Source organism: Tateyamaria sp. LSS28, from assembly GCF_059611725.1.
On sequence record NZ_JCAPFI010000001.1, the window covers coordinates 103,522 to 126,362 of the forward strand.

A 22,841-nucleotide genomic window follows, 5' to 3' on the forward strand; every position below is an offset into this window, starting at 1 on the left:
GGGATCACGGAATTGGAAGGGGCCGCCATTGCGCGGCCCTTTTTGTTACTAAAAAGCCGAACAAAAGGGATGGTGGGCGGGGCGTATTTGGCGCAGCCAAACAGCGGCCGCCCAGCGCTCTCAGATCACCGCCAACCGATCCGCTGGGAAATGCAAAAGGCGCACGGCTGAATCCATATCCGCGCGCAATTCCTCCCGCATCTCTTCGTGTAGGCGGGTCACCAAAACCTCCCCGGCCAGTTCTGTGCGCGACACCTTTGCAAACCACGCCTCTTCACAGATCAGGTCCTCGATCAACGGGTCGATGACGGCACCACCGCCGCCGGGATACCGATAGTATCCCCAACCGAACCGTTTACCGATGCGCCCCTCGGCGACCATGCGCGGCAACACCGGCGTCACATCAACCCCATCGCGGACACGTAGAACCACATCCAAACCAATCAGATCTTGCGCTTCGCACGGGCCAAGTCCATACCCCCAGGCCACCAGCGCCTCGTCAAGTTCCCAAGGGGTTGTGTGCAGGTACATCAGCCGCTCGCAAACCCGCCAGAAGGCATCCTGTAGCGGAGCAACTGCTGCGCTCACGCCCCCAAGCCTTCCAGGAAACGGTGCTTGGCGATGATGGCCAGCAACTCGTTCACCGACATGGATACGGGCTTGGACGATGTATCGACCTGCGCCAAGGCCCGTTCATATGCCGGGGTCCGTGTGGTCAAGAGCGCCTTCAGTTGCTCCATGGCCGCCGGGTTCCCTTCCATGGGCCGCAGATCGCCCTGCGCGCGTACACGGGTCATATGTTCGCCCGCGCTGGTGCGCACCCAAATGGTGTGGAAGCGTTCCAGCACCATGTCATAGGTCGCCTTATCGCCAACAATGCCGCCAGCCACGGCAAGGATCAGCTTGTCATGACGGGCCACTACCTGGGATACCGCCTCGGTCTCCAATGCGCGGTATCCGTCTTGCCCATACAGGCTCATGACTTCGGACAAAGGCATACCTGCCTTGGCCTCGATCTCCTGATTCAGCTCGACGAAAGGTATCTTCAACTTGTCCGCAGCCAAGCGGCCCAAAGTCGACTTCCCCGCCCCGCGCAAACCAACCAGGCAAATACGCTGGGCGCGCAAGGCCATAGGGTTCTGTGGGGCCAGCAAGGCACGCACACGCCCTTGCACCTGCGCCGGGGCGGCCTGATACAAACGCGCCACCCGCGCCACGTCTCCATCCATCGGGGCGGTTTCGGACAGCAGATCCTCGATCCGAACATTCAGCGCAGTCGCGACGCGCTCCAACAGAATAACGGAAATATTGCCTTCCCCCGCCTCAAGCTGGGCAAGGTAGCGGGGGGATACGCCCGACCTCTCGGACAGTGCACGTCGCGGCAGCCCCAGCGCCTCGCGCGCCGCGCGAACGCGGGTGGCGAGGCGTGCAATCATCGGAACAGCTCCGTCGGGTATGGGTCTTGGTGAAGTCATGCGCACGTTTTTTTGGTCTTATCAGGATGTTGTAGGGCGCATTGCCGACTGATCAACTATTCAAACGTCGCATATGTGGGGGGCAATCACTGCGCGCAGCTCCGGTGGCGCGGAACAGCTCTTGAACTGGTCTGCGATGACAAAAACACAAGTGAACGTGCCTTCGAAGCACAGCACCCCGTTTTGATGCCCATCCACCCGAAAAGTCACGGATTTCTCCCCCAGGCGGCTGGGCCAGACAGAACAAATCAGACGGTGACGGGGTGTGACGGGCGATCGGAAATCCATGCTCATATGGACGAATGGCGTGCCAATATTGCGGTCCAGTTCAAGCTGATACCAGCCATCCCCGCCCAGATGCGCCTCCCACCACGCGTTGATCGCATCCAATGCAAACCACGGCAGGCGACCGGTATAGGCAATCTTGGCCGGGTCACAATCGCCCCATGTGACCCGAATTTCATGTTTGAAAGCTTCGCTCAAGCAGCCTTGTCCGCGGCCATAAGGCCCATGATCCCCTGCACCCAGGGCAGTGCCACATCTTCGGGCATGTCAAAACCCGACGCATCGTGCAGGCCGCGTTCGCCAACCTGAACAGCACCTTGCGCTTTCAGCATCTCGCTCAATTTCATGGACCCGTGATTGAACGTCTCGGCAAAGACCATGTCGCCCAAGCCGAAAATCGCAAAACGGACCCCGTTCAGGTCCGGCTTGCCTTCGGTCAACGCGTCTTCAAACGGCAGCGCGGTCGAAGGCAGGTCGCCATTGCCATAGGTCGAGGTCACGATGATATAGAACGCACCCTTCTCCATCGCGGCTGGGTTCACGTCAGCAAGGCTCTGGATATCGCAGTCGAACCCTTCGCCCAGTTCCGTCTCGATGTCTTCGCACAACATCTCGGAATTGCCCGTCTCGGACCCGTAGTAAATTCCAACTTTCATTCAACGCTCCCTAATGCACGCGTTGGGGTTCCGCGGCTTTGTATCGGCGGCACATTTCGTCTTGCTCGTCCCGCGTCAGCATCATGTAAAGCGCAAGGCACATTCCGGTGCATCCGTCGCATTCCAGCGCGCAAAATGGGCGCCGGACCGGTGCATTGTCTGTCAGGGCTGTTCTGTCGATCTGCATAACATCCTCCATCAGGCCATATGCAGCTTAACATATTCGAAATCCCCTGGCTTGTTGTCGATTCCCACACGGGGTGGCGAAATCCAGCTGGCATATTTTCCGGGCTCATAGCACGGCTTCATCAAGGACTGGATGAAGGCTCCGTCCTCCTTGGTCGGCAGCCACTCGGACGCACGTGCGTCCCATTCTTCCTGGCTGACAAAGGTGCCGTCCGGCGTGATCGGCTGGTTCGCAAAGATACCGATTTTCCGGTGGAACCCCTCATGGGGCAGCTTCAGTTCAAACTCGATGCCCGTGCGCGAAATCTGCTTGTTCCAACGGCGCAAGCCACCGGACGCATCGCGCACATAGTCGTCCCGCAGTCGCATGTTGATGGCCGTCAGTGCCGGCACATCCTCCGTTACGATCTTACCATCGACGATGCTCGCCACCTTGTAGGTGTCACCTGTCAGCTTGTGATCATCCTCGATCCGCTGCTCCATGTACCGGCCCTTGATACCGGCATTAAAGGCATTGGCGGCGTTCGTACTGACCTCTTGCCCGAACAGATCAAGAGACAGGGTATAGTGCAGGTTCAGCTTCTTCTGGATCGTGGGCAGGTCAATCACACCCAGATCACGGATCTTGTCGATGTCATAGGGATCATCGATGCCGTTGGCTTTCATCGCTTCAAGCGTCGCCTGAACAGTCCGGGTCACGCCCGTCTCGCCCACGAACATGTGGTGCGCTTCCTCGGTCAACATGAAGCGGCAGGTACGTGACAGCGGGTCAAACCCCGACTGCGCAAGGCTTTCCAACTGCATCTTGCCATCGCGGTCGGTGAAATAGGTGAACATGAAGAAGGACAGCCAGTCCGGTGTCTCTTCGTTGAAGGCGCCCAGCATCCGCGGCGCCTCGTCTGAACCGGACGAACGAACCAGCATGTCATCCGCTTCCTCACGCCCATCCTTGCCGAAATATTTTTGGAGCAGATAGACCATGGCCCACAGGTGCCGGCCTTCTTCCACATTCACCTGGAACAGGTTGCGCATGTCGTAAAGCGACGGCGCAGTCAGCCCGAGGAAACGCTGCTGTTCAACCGACCCCGGCTCGGTATCGCCCTGAATGACGATCAAACGCTTGAGCATGTTGCGATACTCGCCCGGCACTTCCTGCCACGCAGGTTCGCCATAATGTTCCCCCATGGGAATGCGACGGTCCTCAACCGCCGGGGCCAGCAGAACACCCCAGCGATATTCGGGCATCTTCACATAGTCGAACTTGGCCCACCCCTTGGGGTCCACGCTGACGGCTGTACGCAGATAGACCATGCTTTCCTGAAAATTCTGCGGGATCAGGTCATTCCACCAGTTGATGTAACCGGGATGCCATTTCTCAAGGGCTTTCAATACCTTACGATCCTGGCTCAGCCCCACATTGTTGGGGATTTGGGTGTCATAGCTGACATTCATCACAGTCATGTCTTCATCTCCTCCATCCGTGGTGGGCAATCTGCCCACCAACCGCGCGGGTTACACCCGCTCCATGTTGAAATCACCGCGCACACCGGTCCCGTACCGCTGCAACGCGCCATCTTCACCAACCGCATTGGGGCGGTTGAAAATCCAGTTCTGCCACGCAGTGAGGCGGCCAAAGATGCGCGTCTCCATCGTCTCGGGTCCGGCAAAGCGCAGGTTCGCCTCCATCCCCGTCATGGCATCGGGTGAGAAGCTCGCACGTTCCTCAAGGAAGATGCGAATTTCATCCTCCCAATCGATGTCATCCAGAATTTCCGTCACAAGCCCCGCGTCATCAGCCTCCTCAGCCTCAAGCGCTTCACCGATCTGCTCGCGCAGCCCCTCAGCATCGTCCGATCCGTAGAAGCGCGTCTGCAACCGGGTCAGATCATTGCCCATCGGGTAGGCTCCGAAATTCCCTTCGCTCAAGGTGACGGTGGCAAGGGGGCGATTGTCCCCCTCGAACTCGTCCTCCATCATGTAGGAGCGATCGACCGCCCAGATCAGCTCGGCCAGCACACCGGCAAAGCAACTCCCATGCTCAACCAGCGCGACCAATGACCGCGAGGTTACATCGACCCGCTTCAGCACACGCTTCCAGTAGTGCCGGGTTTCGTTGGCCAGCCAGTGGTCAGGGTTGTCCAGGATCAACGCCTCATGCGCCAGAACAGCCTCCGGATCACCTTGCGACCGGATCACCCACAGGCCAGCCTCCATCTCGTTCAAGCGCAGATGGAGAATGGCGTCCTCCAACTCCCGCGCCAAGCGCAGGATGTAGGACTGATCACCTTCCGCCACCAACGCATCAACATCCGCAGGGGCATCGCCCTCCGGCCCTTTGATCAAAACCTCCGCCCGCCGCGCTGCGCGATCCACGGTCACCTCAACCAGCCCATAGGTCACCGAGCCATCGTCAGACACCGTCCGCTCCAATGGCCCAAGCGTAATCCCCTGCGCCACATCCGGCTTGTCCGAGGCGGAGGCGAACTCAGCCGCCCGCGCCGCCACGACCTCGTCAAAGCGGGCATTGGGCACAGCCTCATCCACCAGCTTCCATTGCACGGCCCGCTTGCCCTTCACACCTTCCTCGGTCGAACAGAACACATCCGCCCGATCCCGCCGCACCATGCGCTTGTCCGTCACGCGGGTCAGCCCGCCAGTACCGGGCAAAACCGCCAACAGCGGCACCTCGGGCAGCGCAACCGAAGAGGTCGAATCATCTGTCAGCATGATGTGATTGCACGCCAGCGCCAGCTCATACCCCCCACCGGCACAAGCCCCTTTGACCGCTGCCACATATTTCTGCCCACTCTCGGCCTCAGCCGCTTCATAGGCATTGCGCGTCTCGTTCGTGAACTTGCAGAAATTGACCTTGTGGGAATGCGCCGCACCGCCAAGCATCCGGATGTTGGCACCTGCGCAAAACACACGGTCCTTGGCGGATTTCATCACAACCACCTTCACCTCCGGATGCTCGAACCGCATCCGCTGCACCACATCATTCAACTCGATGTCGACGCCCAGATCGTAGGAATTCAGCTTCAACTGATACCCATCGAACAATCCGCCATCTTCATCCACATCCATCCACAGGGTCGCCACCGGGCCCTCATACTCCACACGCCAATGGCGATAGCGGGACGGGTCAGTGCGAAAGTCGATGGTCTGGGTCATGAATCACATGCGCCTTGCAAGATCGAAAGTGGCACTATGCTACATCAAAGAACTGCGAGAATGCACAATATGCCACTTCATAGGGTATTTTAGTGCATTTTAATGCGCCTCCGAGAGGGCATCTTCTAACGCGATCAATGTCTCGCAGAACCCTGCCACCGCGGGCGTCACGATCTCGGGCGCATCCTGATGCGGCGCGTGCCCTGCACCATCCACGATCAGTGCTTCAACGGGGGAATAGGCCCGTTCCTCGACCTCACGCACCTGCGCTAGCGTGCCATAGGCATCCTCGGCCCCCTGCACGACCAGTGCCGGAATGCGCCAGTGATCAATCGCATCCGCCACATTCCAAGCGACAAAGCCGGGATCGGTCCACGCGTCATGCCAGCCATAGAAGGCCACATAAGGATCATCGTGATGGCGCGCCAACCGGTCTTTCAGGTCGCCGGTTTCATACGCCACCTTCGCAGCGCGAATGGCCTCCAACCCCTCAGGCTCCGTAAAGAAGTGCGGCGCGATCAGGATCAGTCCCCGCACACGCATATCCGACACCGTCCCGGCATAGATGCCCGCAATTGTCGCGCCGTCCGAATGGCCCAGCAACACGGCATGTTCAACTTCGGCCGCATCCATGAGCGGGCCCAGAACATCCACTGCCTCGCGGCTCATATAGTCCAGCGGTCGCGGCAATGAGACGGTCGAAGACCGACCATATCCCGCGCGAGAATAGGCCAGCACGCCCATTCCTGTCGCCGCGGCCAGCTCGGCAGGCCAGTCCCGCCACAGCCCGACTGATCCAAGCCCCTCGTGCAGCATCACCAGTGTTGGCGCGTCACCGGGCGCAGGTCCCCAACACGCATAATCCAGCACTTGCCCCGCAACCGAAACCTTGCCCGCCGACCACTCCATCACACATCCTCGCGCAGCTTGAACCGTTGGATCTTGCCCGTCGCCGTCTTGGGCAAGCTGTCCACACATTCGACCCAGCGCGGGTATTTCCACTTGCCCACGCGGTCCTTCACATGATCCTTCAGCATCTCTTCCAACCCATCAGGCCGCACGCCATGGGGCACGACAAAAGCCTTGGGCTTGTCCAACCCCTCCGCATCTTTCACCGCCACAACGGCGCATTCCAACACGGACGCATGAGACGTAATCGCCTGCTCCACCTCGAACGGGCTGACCCAGATACCAGAGACCTTGAACATGTCATCGGTCCGTCCGCAGTACACAAACCGCCCGTCCGCGCGGCGCTCGTACTTGTCACCGGTCCGCGTCCATACACCCTCGAATGTCTCTCGTGTCTTGTCGCGCTGGTTCCAATAGCCGCCCGCGGCAGAGGCACCATTGACCAACAACTCGCCCACTTCGCCCGTGCCAACATCCACGCCATGCTCATCCACCAGCCGCACCTCATAGCCCGGCACCGGCACGCCCGAGGTGCCATAAACAACATCACCGGGTGCATTCGACAGAAAGATATGCAGCATCTCCGTCGATCCAACCCCATCCAGGATCGGCACACCGGTCAGCTTTTCCCAGCGGGTGCCGACATCTTCCGGCAGCGCCTCTCCGGCAGAAATGCACCTACGCAACGGGGCATCGGGCGTCCCTTCCGCCTCCATATGCGCCACCATGGCCGCATAGAGCGTCGGCACCCCGCAAAACACGGTCGGCTGTTCGTCGGCGATCACCTGCACCATAACATCCGGCGTAGGCCGCCCGCCAAAGATCACGACTGTTGCCCCAACCGACATGGGAAAGGTCATCGCATTGCCCAAGCCATAGGCGAAAAAGAACTTGGCCGCCGAAAACACCACGTCGTCTTCACGTACCTGCAAGACCTGTGCACCATAGGTGTCGGCGGTGGCCCGCAGCGCCGAATGGATGTGATACACACCTTTGGGCTGCCCCGTCGAGCCCGAGGAGTAGAGCCAGAACGCCGTCTCGTCATCCTTGGCCTCGAACGGCGCAATCGAGGCGTCAGCCCCGGCCATGAAGCTCTCATAGGCCTCCGTCCCGTCCCGGGCGTCGCCAATCACAACGACCCGGCGCAGGTACGGATTGTGCGTCAGAACAGGCTCCACGACCTCCAACAGCCCCTCCGACACAACCAGCATCGTGGCGCGACTGTCGCGCAGGATGGCGTCATAAACGGGGGTCGCCAGCAACGTGTTCAGCGGCACTGGAATAACCCCGGCCTTGAGCGCGCCCCAGAACAGGATCGGAAACTCGATATGATCCAGAACCAGCATCGCCACCCGCTCCTCGGGCCGGATATCCGCCGCCAGAAACGCCGCCCCTGCGCGCCCCGACGCATCAGCCAGCGCGCCATAGGTCAGGCTGCGTTCCGTGCCGACCTCACGAAAGGCAAGCTTGTCGCCCCGCCCCTCGGCCACATGTCGATCCACGAAATACGATGCCGCGTTTGCCATGCGTCCCCTCCCAAAGACTCATGAAGATGCTTTATCCTGCATCCCGCGCCCAATTGCCGCAACCACACGACAGGCTATGCGCAATTTACTGCAACCCCAGCAAGCGTGCCGCATTATCCTTCAAGATACCGGGCCGCACCTCATCCTTGATGTCGATACTATCAAAATCGTTCAACCACCGCTCGGGTGCGATCATCGGCCAGTCCGATCCAAACAGCACCTTCTTACGCAAGATCGAATTACAATACCGCACAAGGATCGGCGGAAAATATTTTGGCGACCACCCACTGAGGTCGATATAGACATTCGGCTTGTGCTGCGCGACGGCCAACGCCTCTTCCTGCCAAGGGAATGACGGATGGGCCAGGATGATCTTTAGGTCCGGAAAATCGACGGCCACATCATCCATATACATCGGGTTGGAATACTTCAGGCGCATCCCGTTGCCCCCGCGCATGCCGGACCCCACCCCGGTTTGCCCGGTGTGGAACAGCGCAATACCGCCCTCATCCTCGATCACCCGATAAAGGTCATAGGCCATGCGATCATTGGCAAAAAAACCCTGCATGGTCGGGTGAAACTTAAACCCCTTGATGCCAAAGTCTCGTATCAGCCGCTTGGCTTCGCGCACTCCCATCTTGCCCTTCCACGGGTCGATACTGGCAAAGGGGATCAGGATATCGCTGTTCTCCGCTGCAATCTCGGCGACCTCTTCATTGGCGTAGCGGCGATAGCCCGTCTCCCGCTCTGCATCGACGGGAAAGATAACAGCGGCGATGTTCTGCGCCCGGTAATGGGCCGCCGTCTCCGGCACGGTCGGCGGATGTTTCCAGGGCGCGCGGAAATACTCCGCCATGGTCGATTGCAAGTCGTCATAGCCGTCATCCGCATGACACCCGCACGGCTCTTCCGCATGGGTGTGGATGTCGATGGCGCGGATCTTTTTCAGATCAATCATAGAACAATACTCGCAGGGTCGTTGTCGTCATAAAGCCGGTCCACCAGATGGGCCCGACGCTCCAGCAGCTTGGCAAAATTGAGGTTGCCCTTGGCCGTCACCTCACCCGCCCCGATGTCAGGTAGCTCCGACAAAACCAAGGCGCGCGCCACCACCCGGGCCGACCCTGAGACGGTTTCAGATCGGATATACATACGCTGTCGTATGTTATCTGATGCTGCGCAGCATAACGCACCGTTGTCAGCCGTTCCATCCACCGCATCAGGCCCCGGAACCACCAACATCCCGACCTCATCGCGCCCGGCACCGCAGATCACCACATCCTGCGCCAACGGACCAAGCAGCGCCAGCATCTCCAACCGGATTTGCGCCGCCTGCACCCATATCCCCGTGCTCAGCTTAAAGTCCTCGGACAACCGCCCGTCAAAGCGCAAGCCCTTGACCATATCGTCCGGATCAACAAAGCGCATCGCATCTCCAGTGACAAAAAATCCTTCACTGTCAAATGCTTCATCAGTTTTCGCAGGGGCATCGTGGTAACCCGAGAACACGTTGTCTCCTTTCACCCGCACGTCCATGCGTCCCGCCCCGTCGTCGATCAGCTTCACGGTCACGCCCGTCATCGGTACGCCGACAATGCCAGCACCCTTGGCGGGGACATGCTGCAACAGCGCAGCAGGCGCTGTCTCTGTCAGCCCCCAGCTTGACGTGATCAGCGGCATCCGTCCCGCTTCTTCCATTGCCATACGCTCAAGTATGCTCCACGTCTCCTGAGGCAGCGACGCACCGGCATAAAAGATCATATCAAGGTCGCGGAAATAGGTCTCTCGCAGCGCTGCATCCCGCTCCATCGCCGCCACCAATTGTGCAAACCCAATCGGCACATTGAACGAGATCGTACCCGACACCAGCCCCAGATTCTCGACCGTACGCGCAAACTTCGCAGGGATCGGCGCGCCATCATCAATGTACAGCGTGCCCCCATTCGCCAGCACCAGATTGAAGTTGTGCGAGCCGCCAAACACATGGCTCCACGGCAGCCAATCCACCAACACCGGCGGGCGGGCAGAGACAAAGGGCAACCCATCCCGGATCTGCGCCTGATTGGTGGTCATCATCCCGTGGGTCGTCACCACGGCCTTTGGATCGGACGTCGAGCCGGAGGTCAAAAGCAGCTTCGCCACGGTCTCGGGCCCAACACCGGCATGGGCCGCATCCACATCCGCCGAACCGGTCAAACCGTCCAACGCAGCCGCACGCCCAGACACCACACGTGACACCAGTTTGGGGCACTCAAACACATCCAGCGCAGGACCAAACGCGTCATCATCGGCGGCATAGACCAGCGCGGGCTTCACCAGGTCGCGCACATACTCCAACCGCGCCCGGGCCGCCGGGATCAGGCTGTATTGCACGGCCACGGGAACGGTCACCAGGCCAACATATTGCGCGGCCAACGTCAGCAACGCATGGTCAACCGAATTGCCAGACAGGATCAGGATCGGCCCATCGACACCGCGCGCCAAAAGCCCAGCGGCCAGATCACGCACGCGGGCACGCGCACCTGCATACGATACCGTATGCCAACCTTCTCCGGACCGCTCGGCCAGAAACACCGCACCCGGTGTCCGCGCCGCCCACCGATCCAGCCACACCCCCGTACAGCGATCGACGGCAGACATCTCGTATCCGGACCGCAACAGGATCGTTCCGTCCGCCCGATCCTCCCGCACGACCTTGTGCGGACGCAGGTCCAGATGATCCGTCATCCCCGCCCCTCGATCCGCATCAGCGCTTTCTTCACGGCAGCAATCTCGACCTCGCGCAGCCCGTCCAGCATACGCCGATCATGGGCGCGCACCGCAGCCCGCGCCTTGTCATAGACCTGCCGCCCTGCCAACGTACACTGCAACGCATAAGCACGGCGGTCCGTCTCGCTCGGCGCGCGCGTAACCCACCCGGCTTCCTCCAGCTGATCCACATAGACCACCACGTTTGCCCGCTCGACCGACAGCGCCTCGGCCAACTGGCTGGGGCGCAGGCCCGGGTTCTCAACGATCATCGACAGCACGGAAAAGGTCAGCATGCGCAGCCCAAAAGGCTCTAACGTCCGCGCCAGATCCGCCTGCAACACGTTGAACGCCCGCTTCATGTTATAACCGACAAAGTCGCGCAGCGCCGCGTCCGACGCGCCACCCTCGGGCTTCTCCTTTGGCTTTTCCATCACCGGAACCTCGGGCTGCGTTTTTCAAGAAATGCCGCCAAACCTTCGGCAGCATCGGGAGAGGTCTGCGACAACGCCGTGGCAAGGCTTTCGACAAACAGCCCGTCCTGCCGCGACATGTCTGCAATCCGCGCAATCCCCTGGATCATCATATAATTCGACAGCGGCGCATTCCCGGCAATCAGCGCAGCAATTTCCATCGCGCGGAGCAAAGCCTCTCCGGCCCCAACCGCGTAATGCGCCAACCCCAGCGCCACGGCCTCGTCGGTTCCGTATTTGCGCCCAGTCAGCATCATTTCGGTCATCCGGTCCGGCCCCAGTATGCGACCAACGCGCACCGTCGCCCCGCCGCCCACAAAGATGCCGCGCCGTCCCTCAGGCAGCTGAAAAATGCACTCCGGCTCTGCAATGCGCACGTGGGTCGACGTGGCCAGTTCCAGCCCCCCGCCAATCACCGCACCGGTCATGGCCGACACGACAGGCAGCCCGCTGCACTGCACTTTGTCCATCACCGCATGCCACCCGCGCGAATGGTGCAATGTGCCCTCGGCATCGCGCGCCACATGCTCCGACAGGTCCAGACCAGCGCAGTAGTGCCCGCCCGCCCCGGTGATGACCGCAACACGCACCCCTTCTGGCGGTGCGGAAAAGAACGCATCAATCTCGGCCAGAAGCCCGTCCGACATGGCGTTGCGCTTGTCCGGGCGATTCAGCGTCAGGACAGCAATCGCCTCTTGAACATCCACCAATAAATCCGGCATGCACGCCCCTTTAGTTATGCTACATAACTACCCAAACACAGCTCACCCGATTCCAGCAAGCCTGCCGTTAACGGCCCATTAAGGTTAACGTACCGCGCGCGTCCTTAACCCCGCTCGACACACTGAAACCGCCCAAACCGGTGTACGGGGGGTGCACAGGGGGTGTACGCATGGTGACAGACCCATCCCCCTTGTTTTCATGGCGTTAACACCCGTGTCAGGGAAAACCCGTCGCTCAGACCATCGAACGTTGCGCATCAGGGGATCAGGAACAGCGTGATCGCCGGGAAAGCAACCAGCAGAATCACCCGGAAAATGTCGGATCCCACAAAGAACATGACGGCCTTGTAGGTCTCGGTCATCGGCGTCTCCCGGTCCATCGCGTTGATGATGAATAGGTTCATGCCCACCGGCGGCGTGATCAATCCAACCTCCACCACGATCAGCACCAGAATGCCAAACCAGATCGCCACATGCTCGGGCGTCATTCCGAAATCGAGGCCAGAGATGACGGGGAAAAAGATCGGCACCGTCAGCAGAATCATCGACAAGCTGTCCATCACGCAACCAAAGATCAGGTAGAACAGAAGGATGACGCTCAACACCAGAATGGGCGTAAACCCTTGGGATAGAACGAAATCAGCCAACCACTGCGGCGCGCCCGACAACGCCAGGAAGTTGTTGTACAACGACGCGCCCAACACGATGAAAAAGATCATGGCAGTGGTCTTCGCCGTTCCGATCAGCGCCTCTCCCAACACCCGCCAGGTCAGGTTGCCGCTCATCAGTGCAACCAGCCCCGTGCCCGCAGCACCCACCGCAGCGCCTTCCGTCGGGGTGAACCACCCGGCATAGATACCGCCCACAACCAGTGCGAAAATCGCCAGAACCGGCCATGTCTCGGCCAGCGCCTTCCAGCGTTCTGCCATCGGCACCGCCGCGCGCGTGCCCGCACTGTCAGGATAGAGGCGCACGTAGATCGAGATGGTGATGACATAGCCAATGGCGGCCAGAATGCCGGGGACAAAGGCGGCAAGGAACAGCTTGGCAATGTTCTGCTCCGTGATGATCGCATAGATCACCAGGATCACGGACGGCGGGATCAGGATACCCAACGTACCCCCAGCCGCCAGCGTCGCGGTCGAAAAACCCCCTGAATACCCGTATCTTTTCAGCTCCGGCAACGCCACGCGGCTCATTGTGGCCGCAGTCGCAAGTGACGATCCGCAGATCGCCCCAAAGCCGGCGCAGGCCCCAACGGATGCCATCGCGACCCCGCCCCGGCGGTGGCCCAGGAAGCTCTCTGCCGCCTTGAACAGCGCGGTCGACATGCCGGAAAGGGTTGCGAACTGCCCCATCAGCAGGAACATCGGTATGATGGTTAACGAGTAGTTAGAGAATGTGGTGTATGTCTCGGATTTCAGTTTGGCGAGGATCGGCGTCGGGTTGCCGTTCATCGCGAATATCCAGCCCAACAGGCCCATCAGGAACATGGCCAATCCAATGGGCGCCCGCAAAAAAATCAGGCCCAGCAAAATGGGGAACGACCAGAACCCAAGCTCTAGCCGGGTCAGGCCCAGAAATTGGACAATCTCGCGAATCCAGTCCATGTGCCGTTAACCCTCTGGCAAGATTTGGCGGCCCGTCGCGGCTTCCACCAGCCGCGCCCAGGCGCAGTAAACAGCCGTCAGGCTCGCAATGGTCGCAGCACCCACGCTTGCCGCATAGGCCCACCAGACCGGAAACTGCAGGAACAGCGTCGTCTCGCCATTGCCCAGATAGCGCAGCATGCCTTCGTACAAACGCAAGGCGATAAAGACGATGACAATGGCCAGCACGACCTCCCAAAAGGCGCGCAACCAGCCCAAGGGGCGGCGGGGCATGGCAGAGGTAAACACATCCACCGTCGCGTGATTGCTATAGAACTGGCAAACGGGAAAGAAGGCAAAAATGGCAAAGGCGACCCCAGCCTCGGTCAGCTCGTAGGTGCCGTTGATCTCGTCCACGCCGGTCGCCACCAGCCACTCACCCAACGTGACCATCCAACCATCGGCCATGGAATGCCCCAGCTTCGACAGCTCGCGCCCGATGATCGACAGGGTGGTCAGCAGAATCAGAACCAGCAGAACGATCCCCCCGATCACCGCCGACATCCGCGACAGCCATTTCACCACCTCGTGCATATCCGCCTCATTTTATTGGAAAATCGGGCCGCAGCATCTCTGCCACGACCCGATTTCAAAGGTTAAAAAGGATCAGCCTTCGTAGGCATCCATCAGCGCGCGCGCTTCATCGATCAGGGCCTGACCGTCGATGCCTTTGCTTTCCATATCAGCCACCCACTCGTCATAGATGGGTTGGGCCGCGGCACGCCATGCCTCCAGATCATCGCCAGACACGGTCACGATGCTATTGCCATTGTCCACCGCTGCCTGACGGGCAGGACCATCTGAATCCGCCTGCGTCCCACCAGCAAAGATGCTGAACTCCAGACCGGAGTTGTCATCAATGACCTTCTGCAGATCGGCAGGCAGCGACTCGTAGCGATCCTTATTCATCGCCAGCACAAAAGTCAGCGTATACAGGGCGTTACCTTCGAACTCGGTGTGATTTCCCACCAGCTCCGGCACCTTCAGCGCCGCCGTCACTTCCCACGGAATAGTCGTGCCATCAATCACACCCTTGCTCAGCCCTTCGGGCACTGCAGGAACGGGCATACCAACAGGAGTCGAGCCCATCTTTTCAAGCAAGCTGTTCACGGTGCGCGAGCCGCCGCGAATTTTCAGACCCGCCATGTCCGCTGGCGTATTCACTTCCTTGTTCACATGGATCATACCCGGCCCGTGCACCCACGTTCCCAAGATATGCACATCCTTGAACTCAGTGTCTTTCATATGTTTTTCAAACATTTGCCAGTAGGCTGATGACATCGCGCGGGCGTCTGTCATCATGAACGGCAGCTCGAACACTTCGGTGCTGGGATAGCGTCCGGGGGTGTAACCAACCACGGTCCAAACGACATCCGCCACACCATCAATGGCCTGGTCCATCAGCTCGGGCGGTCGCCCGCCCAGCTGCATAGATGGGTAACGATCCACCTTGATCCGCCCACCCGAGGCTTCTTCGACATTGTCAGCCCATACATCCAGCACCAGCTTGGGCACATTGGCCTGCGCGGGCAGGAACTGGTGCAGGTTCAGCGTAACCTCTTGCGCGAGCGCGGCGGTGCCGGAGCCGATGGCGAACGCGGCGGCGCCGAGCATGTTCAGAAATGATTTGCGTGTAAGTGACATGAATTTCCTCCCTTATCCGGTCGGGCACGTGCGGCCTGACTCGCTCTTCCAGAGAGATTGTTATGCAACGCAACTAAATCTGTCACCCGCCTTTGTAACTATATCGCCGCTTTTGGCCGATGCCTGTCAGGCACGTGGGCGGGTTGTATCGGGGTCGTAAGGACCGGGTGCAATGACCCTGCACGACACCAGTTCACCCAGCATATCCACCGTGATTTCAGTGCCTTGCGCTGCCAGATCAGGACGCACAAAAGCGTAGGAAAGGTTCATCCCAACCCGATGCCCCCAATCGCCAGAGGTCACAGTCCCCACGACACTGTTATCCTGCATCACCGACGCCCCCGGTTGCGCGTGCGAGGTGGTGCAGTCGATCTGCAAACTCACCAGCTTGACCGTCGGCCCCTTGGTCTGCCGCATTTCAAGCGCCGCCTTGCCCACGAAATCCTTGTCCATCTTCACGAACCGGTCCAGCCCGGTCTCGAACGGATCGAACTCCGTGATCAGGTCGGCCTTCCAATGCAGATACCCCTTCTCCATCCGCATGGACTCGACCGCCCGCGCCCCAAACAGGCGCATCCCATGCGCCTCACCCGCAGCCCGCAGCGCCAGATAGGCCGCGTAAAGCTGGTTGTTCGGCACATGGATTTCATACGCCAACTCGCCCGAGAAACTGACTGACATCACGACCGCAGGGGCAATCCCCACAAAGGCGCGACGCACCGACAACCAGGGAAACGCCGCGGTCGACCAATCGCCACGAGAGGCAGCTGAAAGCACATCCCGCGCCTTTGGTCCCGCCAGAACAAGGATCGTCCAGTCGTTCGTAAGCGACTGAAACGACACATCAAACCCGTCCGCATTTGCGCGCAGCCAATCCATGTCGTGCCACTCGGCAGCGGCAGCCGACCCATACCAGACGGGCCCATCAGGGATGTTGGCAATTGTCGCCTCACCCTTCACGCAGCCATGATGGTTCAGTAGGTAGCCAAGGCCCACCTTGCCCGCTTTCCGCGTCACCCGCCCACAGATCACGTGGTCCAGAAAGTCATGCGCATCAGGCCCCGTGATCTCAATCCGGTTGAACCCGTTGACCTCAGCCAAGCCAACACCGGTCTGCACCGCCTTCACTTCCCCGGCGACAACGTCAAACGCCTCGTCAAACTGAAATCCATGCGTCACTTCAAAGTCCGGCGCAGGCTTGAAGTACTCGGTCCGTTCCCAGCCGTTCAAGACCGTGAACTCCGCGCCTTCTGCCGCCAATAAAGGGGTCAGTGGTGTCGTCTTCATTGGCCTCCCGGCGGGCCGATGTTCATTCGGGAAATGGAACCGAAACTCGTTCTGATAATCCTCTATCGCCTTCAGTGCGGTCAGTTCCACATTGCCATGCCCCGTGAACCGGCGGGGATCGAGGCACCATGTGTCATAGCACGCCTCGCCATGCACGATCTGCTGCGCCAATAGCCAACCATGACCGCCCCCTTCACCCAGCCCAGCGCGCAACCCAATGATGCAAAACGCATTTCTCTTGCCCGGGATCGGCCCCACCAAGGGCGCCCCGTCGATAGTATAGGTGATCGGACCGTTGACGACATTCTTGATCCCCACCTCTGTCAGCGCAGGCATTCGCTCAAACGCGCCCTCCAGCACATCCGTGATCCGGTCCAAATCATCCGGGCACAGATCGTTCGAGAAATCGGGCGAAATCCCATCCATGCCCCAAGTCTTGCAGTCCTGTTCGTAGAACCCCAGCAGCAGCCCGTTCTTTTCCTGACGGCAGTAATAATCGCTGATCGGGCAACGCAGCAGCGGCATGCGGTGTCCGGCAGCAACGATGCCGGGGATCTCGTCCGTGACAAAGTACTGATGCTCCATAGACGTCACTGGGTGATGGACACCCATCATCGCGCCCACCTCGTTCACCCGATACCCACAGGCGTTCACGACCACCTCGCACGCGATATCGCCCTTGTTTGTATGGACGATCCAGCTGTCATCCTTGAGCTGCGTCAGGCCAGTCACATTCGTCTGCCGGTACACCTCGGCCCCGGCCTTGCGCGCCCGTCGCGCAAGCGCCTGGCAAAGCGAAGCGGGGTCAATATCCCCGTCATTGCCGTCCCAAAGCCCGCCCAGCAGATTGTCGGTCGAGATCAGTGGATGCCTGCGCGCGCACTCCTCGGCATCGATCACCTCGAACTCCACCCCCATGCCCCGCGCCATGGACGCGAAATGGCGATACCCATCCATCTGCGCCTCGGTGTTGGCCAACCGGATGCCGCCATCCCCGTGATTGTACTGCACCGGGTAGTCCGGATCGTCGCGCAGTTCCTGATAGAGGTTGATGGAATGCGTCTTCAGCCCCACCATCGTCTGGTTCATGCCAAAGTTCGTCACCTGCGCCGCGGAATGCCACGTGGTGCCGCTGGTCAGCTCGTCCCGCTCCACCAGAACCACATCGGCCCACCCCTCTTGGGTAAGGTGATACAGGGTGGAACACCCGGCAATACCGCCGCCAATCACAACGGCACGGGTCTGGGTTTTCATGGCAACGCTCCGGCTCTGAATACGTGCCCGAACAATGGGGGCAGCGCCAGCGCGGTCAATCACGGCGCCTCACCTTCATTGTTCTGAAAACATGTATTTGCCGTCATCAAATTCAAAGCGGAGGACTTGCATGCGCGCCAAACATCGCAACCCCTGATCGCATGTCCGATCCCAAACCCATGCGCAAAGGACGCTCAGCCCGGAAGAAAGCCCGGGCTGCAGGCCCACCAACGAACCCGGCCCCGCCAGGACAAGCCGGCGGCCAGTACCGCCCCCTGTCGGACACAGATGTACAAAGCATCCACAACGCTGCCCTGCGTCTTTTGACCGATCTGGGTATGGGAGAGGTCCCGGACCGCCTGCGCGCAACACTGGAACATGCCGGGGCACAGACGCTGCCTAATGGGCGCGTTGCCCTGCCCCGCACGCTGGTGGAAGAGGCTATTGATCAGACGCCCAAAACATTCCCCCTGCATGGCCGCGATCCCGCCCGCACCATCGAAGTTGGTGGGGACGCGGTCCACTTCGGCACCGGCGGGGCCGCAGTCCAAACACTTGATCGGCAAACCCGGTCCTACCGACCTTCAACGCTCAAGGACCTGCATGATTTCACCCGGCTACAAGACACGCTCACCAATGTCAGTTGGTTCACCCGCTGCTGCATCGCAGGCGACATGCCCGATGAGTGGTTGCTAGACATCAACACTGCCTACGCGCTGATGCGAAACACGACCAAACCCGTTGCGACAGCCTTTACACTGGCGGAGCACGTCGCCCCCATCGTCCACATGTTCGACATGGTGGCCGGGGGCGACGGTGCCTTTGCAAAACGGCCCTTCGTCAAGGCGCATATCAGCCCCGTCATATCGCCCATGCGCTTTGGGGCAGATGCGGTCGAAACAGTCTATGCCTGCATCGACCACAACATCCCGCTCAGCTGCATCACGGCGGCACAGGCCGGGGCAACGGCCCCTGCGACACTCGCCGGTTTCCTCGCCCAATCGCTGGCCGAAACGCTGGCCAGCCTGGTCATGGTGCACGCCATCAAACCGGACCACCCCATGGTGTTCTCGAACTGGCCGCTGGTCATCGACCTGCGCACCGGCGCCTTCGCTGGCGGGGGTGGAGAGATCGCCGTGATGAACGCCGCCTCGGCCCAGATCATCAACCATCTCGGTCTCGTGTCCGGCGTGGCCGCCTCCATGACGGATGCCAAGGCGCTTGACGCGCAATACGGCCAAGAAAAGGGCCTGACCTCGCTTGCGGCGGCCCTCGCGGGCGGCAACCTGATCTATGAAAGCTCCGGCATGACAGCGGCTCTTCTGGGTGCCAGTTTCGAAGCCTTCGTGCTGGATGACGAGATGCACGCCGCCACCTACCGCATCCTGCGTGGCGTCGAAGTATCGGACGACACGCTCGACCTTGCGGGCATCCATGCGGCGGTTCTGGGCGAAGGCCACTTCCTCGGCGGGCCTGCCACCATCGCCGCGATGGAGCGGGACTATGTCTATCCCACCCTCGCCGACCGCGAGACGCCAAAGACATGGGAAGACATGGGCGCACTCACGGCTTGGGATCGGGCAGCCGCGCAGGTGGACGACATCCTTGCCAATCACCATCCATCCTATATCGATGACATAGCCGACGCGGCCATCCGTGCGGCGTTCGACATCCGATATCCCTGAAAGGCGCGCCATGACCGTCAAAGACACCCAAGCGATGATTGCGGGTATGACGCCGATCATCGTCCCCGGCGACTGGGTCTTCTGTGCAGTGAGTGGCACGGGCACCATCCCACCCGACGCATTCGCGGTGATCCAGGAAGCCGAAGGCACAACCCTGATCCTGCCCGAAGAAACGGCCAAGGCGGATGGCTATCAAAGCAGCGCGGTCATGCAACTGATCACCCTTCAAGTGAATTCCGACCTCGAAGGGGTCGGCCTGACCGCTGCGGTCGCAACCGCGTTGGCAAAGCAGAACATCCCATGCAACGTGGTGGCCGGATATCACCACGACCATATCTTTGTGCCAAAGACACAAGCCGGAATCGCCTATGCTACGCTATTGGATGTGCAGAACGCCGCACACTGATCGTGTAGTCGTTCCTTTTTACCAGAAGCGCTTTCGTGCATTGGGACAGACAAAATGTCATACGCGTGGTGCGTGTAACAGCTTGAGTCCAAAGTGCCAGTTGCACTGCATCGACCGTATGAGGGTAAAGCGCAGAAAGCTAACTTTGCAGTTTTTGCAAACTTCGGGCGAGGACGGCCCGTAAGAGAATTTCGCGGTCCAGCTGGCTTTCTGCGGCCGCAGCCCGGTTAGCCGTCATTCGCCGCAGGGCGGATCATTACAACTGACTTGAAACTACGGTCTGCGGGGTCCAAGTGCTCGGTCTTGATTGATGTTTGGGCTGTCACGTTACAGCCTGTGCGAATTTATCAAGCGTCCAGACTTCAAAATCAATTCCGAGAAGAGACTTTGCTTCAGCACAAAGAATAGGATGAGCTTCGCCCTCTCGACACCAATCAATCTTTCCATCGTTGGTCACAAGTATTACTTTGGAAGGCGCTTCCACTGTTTCAGGAAGCGTTAAAAGTCCAAAGAGTAGGTCCACCCAAACATAAAAATCTCCGTCGCCGTCATCGCGGAAACCAGGCGGTGTCTTGACTCGTTTTCGGTGTTCTGCGGCTTGATGAAAAGCCAAACGCGGAGCATAAGGAACAATTGCTTTTTCAGATAGAGTTTCCAAAAAATTTAGAGTCTTACGAACTGTGTCAGGATGGAACAATTCGCTATTGTCGTCCTTAAAAGCTTCAAGCCCATCTTTGATCTTACCGAACGCTTCACTCTGGGTTTGGGCGTACCTATCGACTTCCGTCTTAAAGGCATCGAATTTTTTCTGCATCCCTTTAGAGACAGTATCAACCGCGGCTAACTGATTGTTCCAATACTCTTGGATGACTTGTCCAGGCAAAACTATTGGGCCGGAATGTTGTACCGACAAATAGTCAATAATGTCGGAGCTTTTTCGATGCTGTGGGACTCTCAGCACAGCATTGGCGTCAATCGCTATGGCTGCGCCATCTAGACTTGGTGGACCGTTGTCGTTATTTAAGGCAGAGACAAGGGCTTCAAGCGCTGGGATTTCAGCTCTCCGATCAAAGACCTTTGCCATCCTCCCAACAATTGCATCGACACTTTTCGGGGTGCCGTTAACCATACCAGATTTCTCCAGCAGTTTCTGCCAAGCTTTCTCCAATTTCTTTAACAGCTTCAACGTCCCATACTTCACATTTTCCCAACTCATCTACCCACTCACCGGCGACAGCAGTAGGCATCAATACTTCTTTAAATCCTTGCCAACTCAATGCACCTTCTGGCCGTCTACTTTCAGTCGACAAGAAAGTATTACCAATTCTGGGGGCCCAAATTGAGCGCTCATCCTCATTGAATCCGACCCAATCAGTCGGAGTTCGGGGTATGATGTAATGCATCGTTTCGTATTCATCTGGTGCAATTTTTTTGCTAATAATCGAACTTCGCAGGAAGGTCATAGTACCTTTGTTGAAGGGGCGCTTTTTTATCTGATTGATAAACTCTTCCATGCTCGGGTTGAGATCTGCAAACTCTGTTTCCAGAAACCCCCACGTTTTCTCATCATGAACTTTCTTAGCCGCATCGGAGAACCGTCTTTCGATGTTACCTGTACCAAGCGTCCCAACAACCATCCGTCGAACCACTAATTTGAGAATATACTCCAGTCCTTCACGCGGCTCGTCCAAATCGCCAATTGCCATTAATAGTGGTCGAACAGTGATTACATTCAACTGATTGAGTGCAAGAAATACTCGCAATGCAAAGTCGTCAGCTGGACCAGGAAGCGTTGGATCGACCATTTGGGAGTACACGGGAAAGCGATCTTCAAGGAGGTCTAAAAGGCCATAAGCGGTTGGCGGCTCTTTGGAGGCTGATATGCTCCTACCAGCAAGGAATGCAAACAGGTCGCGAGGAAGGATATGTCCACTTTCAACCGTCACGGCATGTCTTATGAACTGAACAAAAGTAGTAGTGCTTGTAGACGGAAATGCACCCGCAAGATTTTGCCAACGATTGTAGATTTCTAGCTTCCTATCTTCCTTCGTTTGGCTAAGAATATAATTTTTTAGCAAATCCGCGGTCGTGAGATCTCTGCCCCGAGTGTTGATAACCTCGAACAAGCTATAAACGGTCGCTGGATCAGGGTGAGCAAAAACAGCAAAATAGAGCTTATGCGTTATGAACTCGGTCCATTTTCCCAGTCGTTTGAATGGATCTGACGCCAAATCTGCAGATAGTAATCTAGAGATTAAATCAAAAGAAGACCGCATTTGCGCTGAGACCCCATCCGCGTCCTTCACCTTTTTTGCTTTTGAGCCATGGTCAAGGATGTCTTGAAGCGTCTCGTCGTCTTTAGGATCGGTCAACACAACTCGAGGATCAGTTTGATCGGTGGAGTAATTGATTGAACGTAGAAAATCTGCTTTTAGGCGATCTGCGAGTGCATCCCTACCACGCTTTTGTGCTTCGTGGTAAAGTGCCGCAGCGAGCAGACTTAAGGTAACAATCCGTTGTTGCCCATCAACAATCTGTCGTCGACTCTCCTCTTCTGTAATAATCACCAGTCCCAAGAAATAGCTATCTTGCTCCAAAGCACCCTGAATATCATTAAAGAACTCTCTGATCTCATCGCTGGTCCAGGAATATTCTCTTTGGAACGGAGGCACTTCGAAGACCGAACTCGCAAAGAGCGAACCGGCTGTGAGTGCATTGGCATTAAGTTCTTTCTGCACGGGACCCTCAGCGTCTTTTAGCTGTTC

21 protein-coding genes are annotated in these 22,841 nt (G+C 58.6%); 2 read left to right on the top strand and 19 right to left on the bottom strand.

The window, feature by feature from the left end; all coding sequences use genetic code 11:
* Positions 1-120: 120 nt before the first annotated feature.
* The 17 genes from AC53L6_RS00630 to AC53L6_RS00710 all read right to left on the bottom strand — a co-directional run bounded on the left by AC53L6_RS00630 (position 121) and on the right by AC53L6_RS00710 (position 17,985).
* The gene (locus tag AC53L6_RS00630) at positions 121-588 is read right to left on the bottom strand and encodes a 3-hydroxyacyl-CoA dehydrogenase family protein (RefSeq protein WP_496906428.1); all 468 of its coding nucleotides are present in this window, start codon (positions 586-588) and stop codon (positions 121-123) included.
* The gene (locus tag AC53L6_RS00635) at positions 585-1,436 is read right to left on the bottom strand and encodes a helix-turn-helix transcriptional regulator (RefSeq protein WP_299599802.1); all 852 of its coding nucleotides are present in this window, start codon (positions 1,434-1,436) and stop codon (positions 585-587) included. The genes AC53L6_RS00630 and AC53L6_RS00635 overlap by 4 nt, the downstream gene beginning before the upstream one ends.
* A 99-nt stretch (positions 1,437-1,535) precedes the next feature.
* Positions 1,536-1,958, bottom strand: a complete 423-nt coding sequence (locus AC53L6_RS00640; protein WP_472728976.1) for an acyl-CoA thioesterase — start codon at positions 1,956-1,958, stop codon at positions 1,536-1,538.
* Complete coding sequence (locus tag AC53L6_RS00645) at positions 1,955-2,416, bottom strand: flavodoxin domain-containing protein (protein ID WP_299599804.1); 462 nt, start codon at positions 2,414-2,416, stop codon at positions 1,955-1,957. The genes AC53L6_RS00640 and AC53L6_RS00645 overlap by 4 nt, the downstream gene beginning before the upstream one ends.
* Before the next feature lie 10 nt (positions 2,417-2,426).
* Positions 2,427-2,603: a hypothetical protein gene (locus tag AC53L6_RS00650; RefSeq protein ID WP_299208059.1), complete on the bottom strand. Its 177-nt coding sequence runs from the start codon at positions 2,601-2,603 to the stop codon at positions 2,427-2,429.
* Positions 2,604-2,614: 11 nt separating this feature from the next.
* Complete coding sequence (gene boxB, locus AC53L6_RS00655) at positions 2,615-4,063, bottom strand: benzoyl-CoA 2,3-epoxidase subunit BoxB (protein WP_496906429.1); 1,449 nt, start codon at positions 4,061-4,063, stop codon at positions 2,615-2,617.
* Positions 4,064-4,114: 51 nt separating this feature from the next.
* The gene (gene boxC / locus AC53L6_RS00660; RefSeq protein ID WP_496906430.1) at positions 4,115-5,773 is read right to left on the bottom strand and encodes a 2,3-epoxybenzoyl-CoA dihydrolase; all 1,659 of its coding nucleotides are present in this window, start codon (positions 5,771-5,773) and stop codon (positions 4,115-4,117) included.
* 99 nt (positions 5,774-5,872) lie between these two features.
* On the bottom strand, positions 5,873-6,682 hold the full coding sequence (locus AC53L6_RS00665; protein ID WP_496906431.1) for an alpha/beta fold hydrolase: 810 nt from the start codon (positions 6,680-6,682) through the stop codon (positions 5,873-5,875).
* Positions 6,682-8,208 carry a benzoate-CoA ligase family protein gene (locus tag AC53L6_RS00670; RefSeq protein WP_496906432.1) on the bottom strand — a complete coding sequence of 509 codons (1,527 nt, stop codon included), beginning with the start codon at positions 8,206-8,208 and terminating at the stop codon, positions 6,682-6,684. Before AC53L6_RS00670 ends, AC53L6_RS00665 begins: the two co-directional genes overlap by 1 nt.
* 85 nt (positions 8,209-8,293) lie before the next feature.
* On the bottom strand, positions 8,294-9,166 hold the full coding sequence (locus tag AC53L6_RS00675; RefSeq protein ID WP_496906433.1) for an amidohydrolase family protein: 873 nt from the start codon (positions 9,164-9,166) through the stop codon (positions 8,294-8,296).
* Positions 9,163-10,935, bottom strand: a complete 1,773-nt coding sequence (locus AC53L6_RS00680; RefSeq protein ID WP_496906434.1) for a feruloyl-CoA synthase — start codon at positions 10,933-10,935, stop codon at positions 9,163-9,165. Before AC53L6_RS00680 ends, AC53L6_RS00675 begins: the two co-directional genes overlap by 4 nt.
* Positions 10,932-11,390 (bottom strand): MarR family winged helix-turn-helix transcriptional regulator, encoded by a 459-nt coding sequence (locus tag AC53L6_RS00685; protein ID WP_496906435.1) that lies wholly within the window; start codon positions 11,388-11,390, stop codon positions 10,932-10,934. The genes AC53L6_RS00680 and AC53L6_RS00685 overlap by 4 nt, the downstream gene beginning before the upstream one ends.
* Positions 11,390-12,151 (bottom strand): crotonase/enoyl-CoA hydratase family protein, encoded by a 762-nt coding sequence (locus AC53L6_RS00690; RefSeq protein WP_496906436.1) that lies wholly within the window; start codon positions 12,149-12,151, stop codon positions 11,390-11,392. The genes AC53L6_RS00685 and AC53L6_RS00690 overlap by 1 nt, the downstream gene beginning before the upstream one ends.
* Before the next feature lie 257 nt (positions 12,152-12,408).
* Positions 12,409-13,725: a TRAP transporter large permease gene (locus AC53L6_RS00695; protein WP_299208302.1), complete on the bottom strand. Its 1,317-nt coding sequence runs from the start codon at positions 13,723-13,725 to the stop codon at positions 12,409-12,411.
* A gap of 42 nt (positions 13,726-13,767) precedes the next feature.
* Entirely contained in the window at positions 13,768-14,334 is a 567-nt protein-coding gene (locus AC53L6_RS00700) for a TRAP transporter small permease (protein WP_496906437.1), read from the bottom strand.
* A gap of 72 nt (positions 14,335-14,406) precedes the next feature.
* A complete protein-coding gene (locus tag AC53L6_RS00705; protein WP_496906438.1) occupies positions 14,407-15,444 on the bottom strand; it encodes a TRAP transporter substrate-binding protein in 1,038 nt (345 codons plus the stop codon).
* A 126-nt stretch (positions 15,445-15,570) separates the two neighbouring features.
* Positions 15,571-17,985, bottom strand: coding sequence for a GcvT family protein (locus AC53L6_RS00710; RefSeq protein WP_496906439.1), 2,415 nt, complete (start codon positions 17,983-17,985; stop codon positions 15,571-15,573).
* A gap of 161 nt (positions 17,986-18,146) precedes the next feature.
* Here AC53L6_RS00710 and AC53L6_RS00715 point away from each other — a divergent pair, with 161 nt between their 5' ends.
* Together AC53L6_RS00715 and AC53L6_RS00720 are read left to right on the top strand one after the other, a co-directional pair.
* The gene (locus AC53L6_RS00715) at positions 18,147-19,670 is read left to right on the top strand and encodes a trimethylamine methyltransferase family protein (protein ID WP_496906440.1); all 1,524 of its coding nucleotides are present in this window, start codon (positions 18,147-18,149) and stop codon (positions 19,668-19,670) included.
* Between the two features lie 10 nt (positions 19,671-19,680).
* Positions 19,681-20,076 carry an ACT domain-containing protein gene (locus AC53L6_RS00720; RefSeq protein ID WP_299599816.1) on the top strand — a complete coding sequence of 132 codons (396 nt, stop codon included), beginning with the start codon at positions 19,681-19,683 and terminating at the stop codon, positions 20,074-20,076.
* Positions 20,077-20,398: 322 nt separating this feature from the next.
* Here AC53L6_RS00720 and AC53L6_RS00725 read toward each other — a convergent pair whose 3' ends face one another.
* On the bottom strand, positions 20,399-21,292 hold the full coding sequence (locus AC53L6_RS00725; protein ID WP_496906441.1) for a PIN-like domain-containing protein: 894 nt from the start codon (positions 21,290-21,292) through the stop codon (positions 20,399-20,401).
* Positions 21,198-22,814, bottom strand: a complete 1,617-nt coding sequence (locus AC53L6_RS00730; RefSeq protein WP_496906442.1) for a DUF262 domain-containing protein — start codon at positions 22,812-22,814, stop codon at positions 21,198-21,200. The genes AC53L6_RS00725 and AC53L6_RS00730 overlap by 95 nt, the downstream gene beginning before the upstream one ends.
* Positions 22,815-22,841 lie beyond the last annotated feature (27 nt).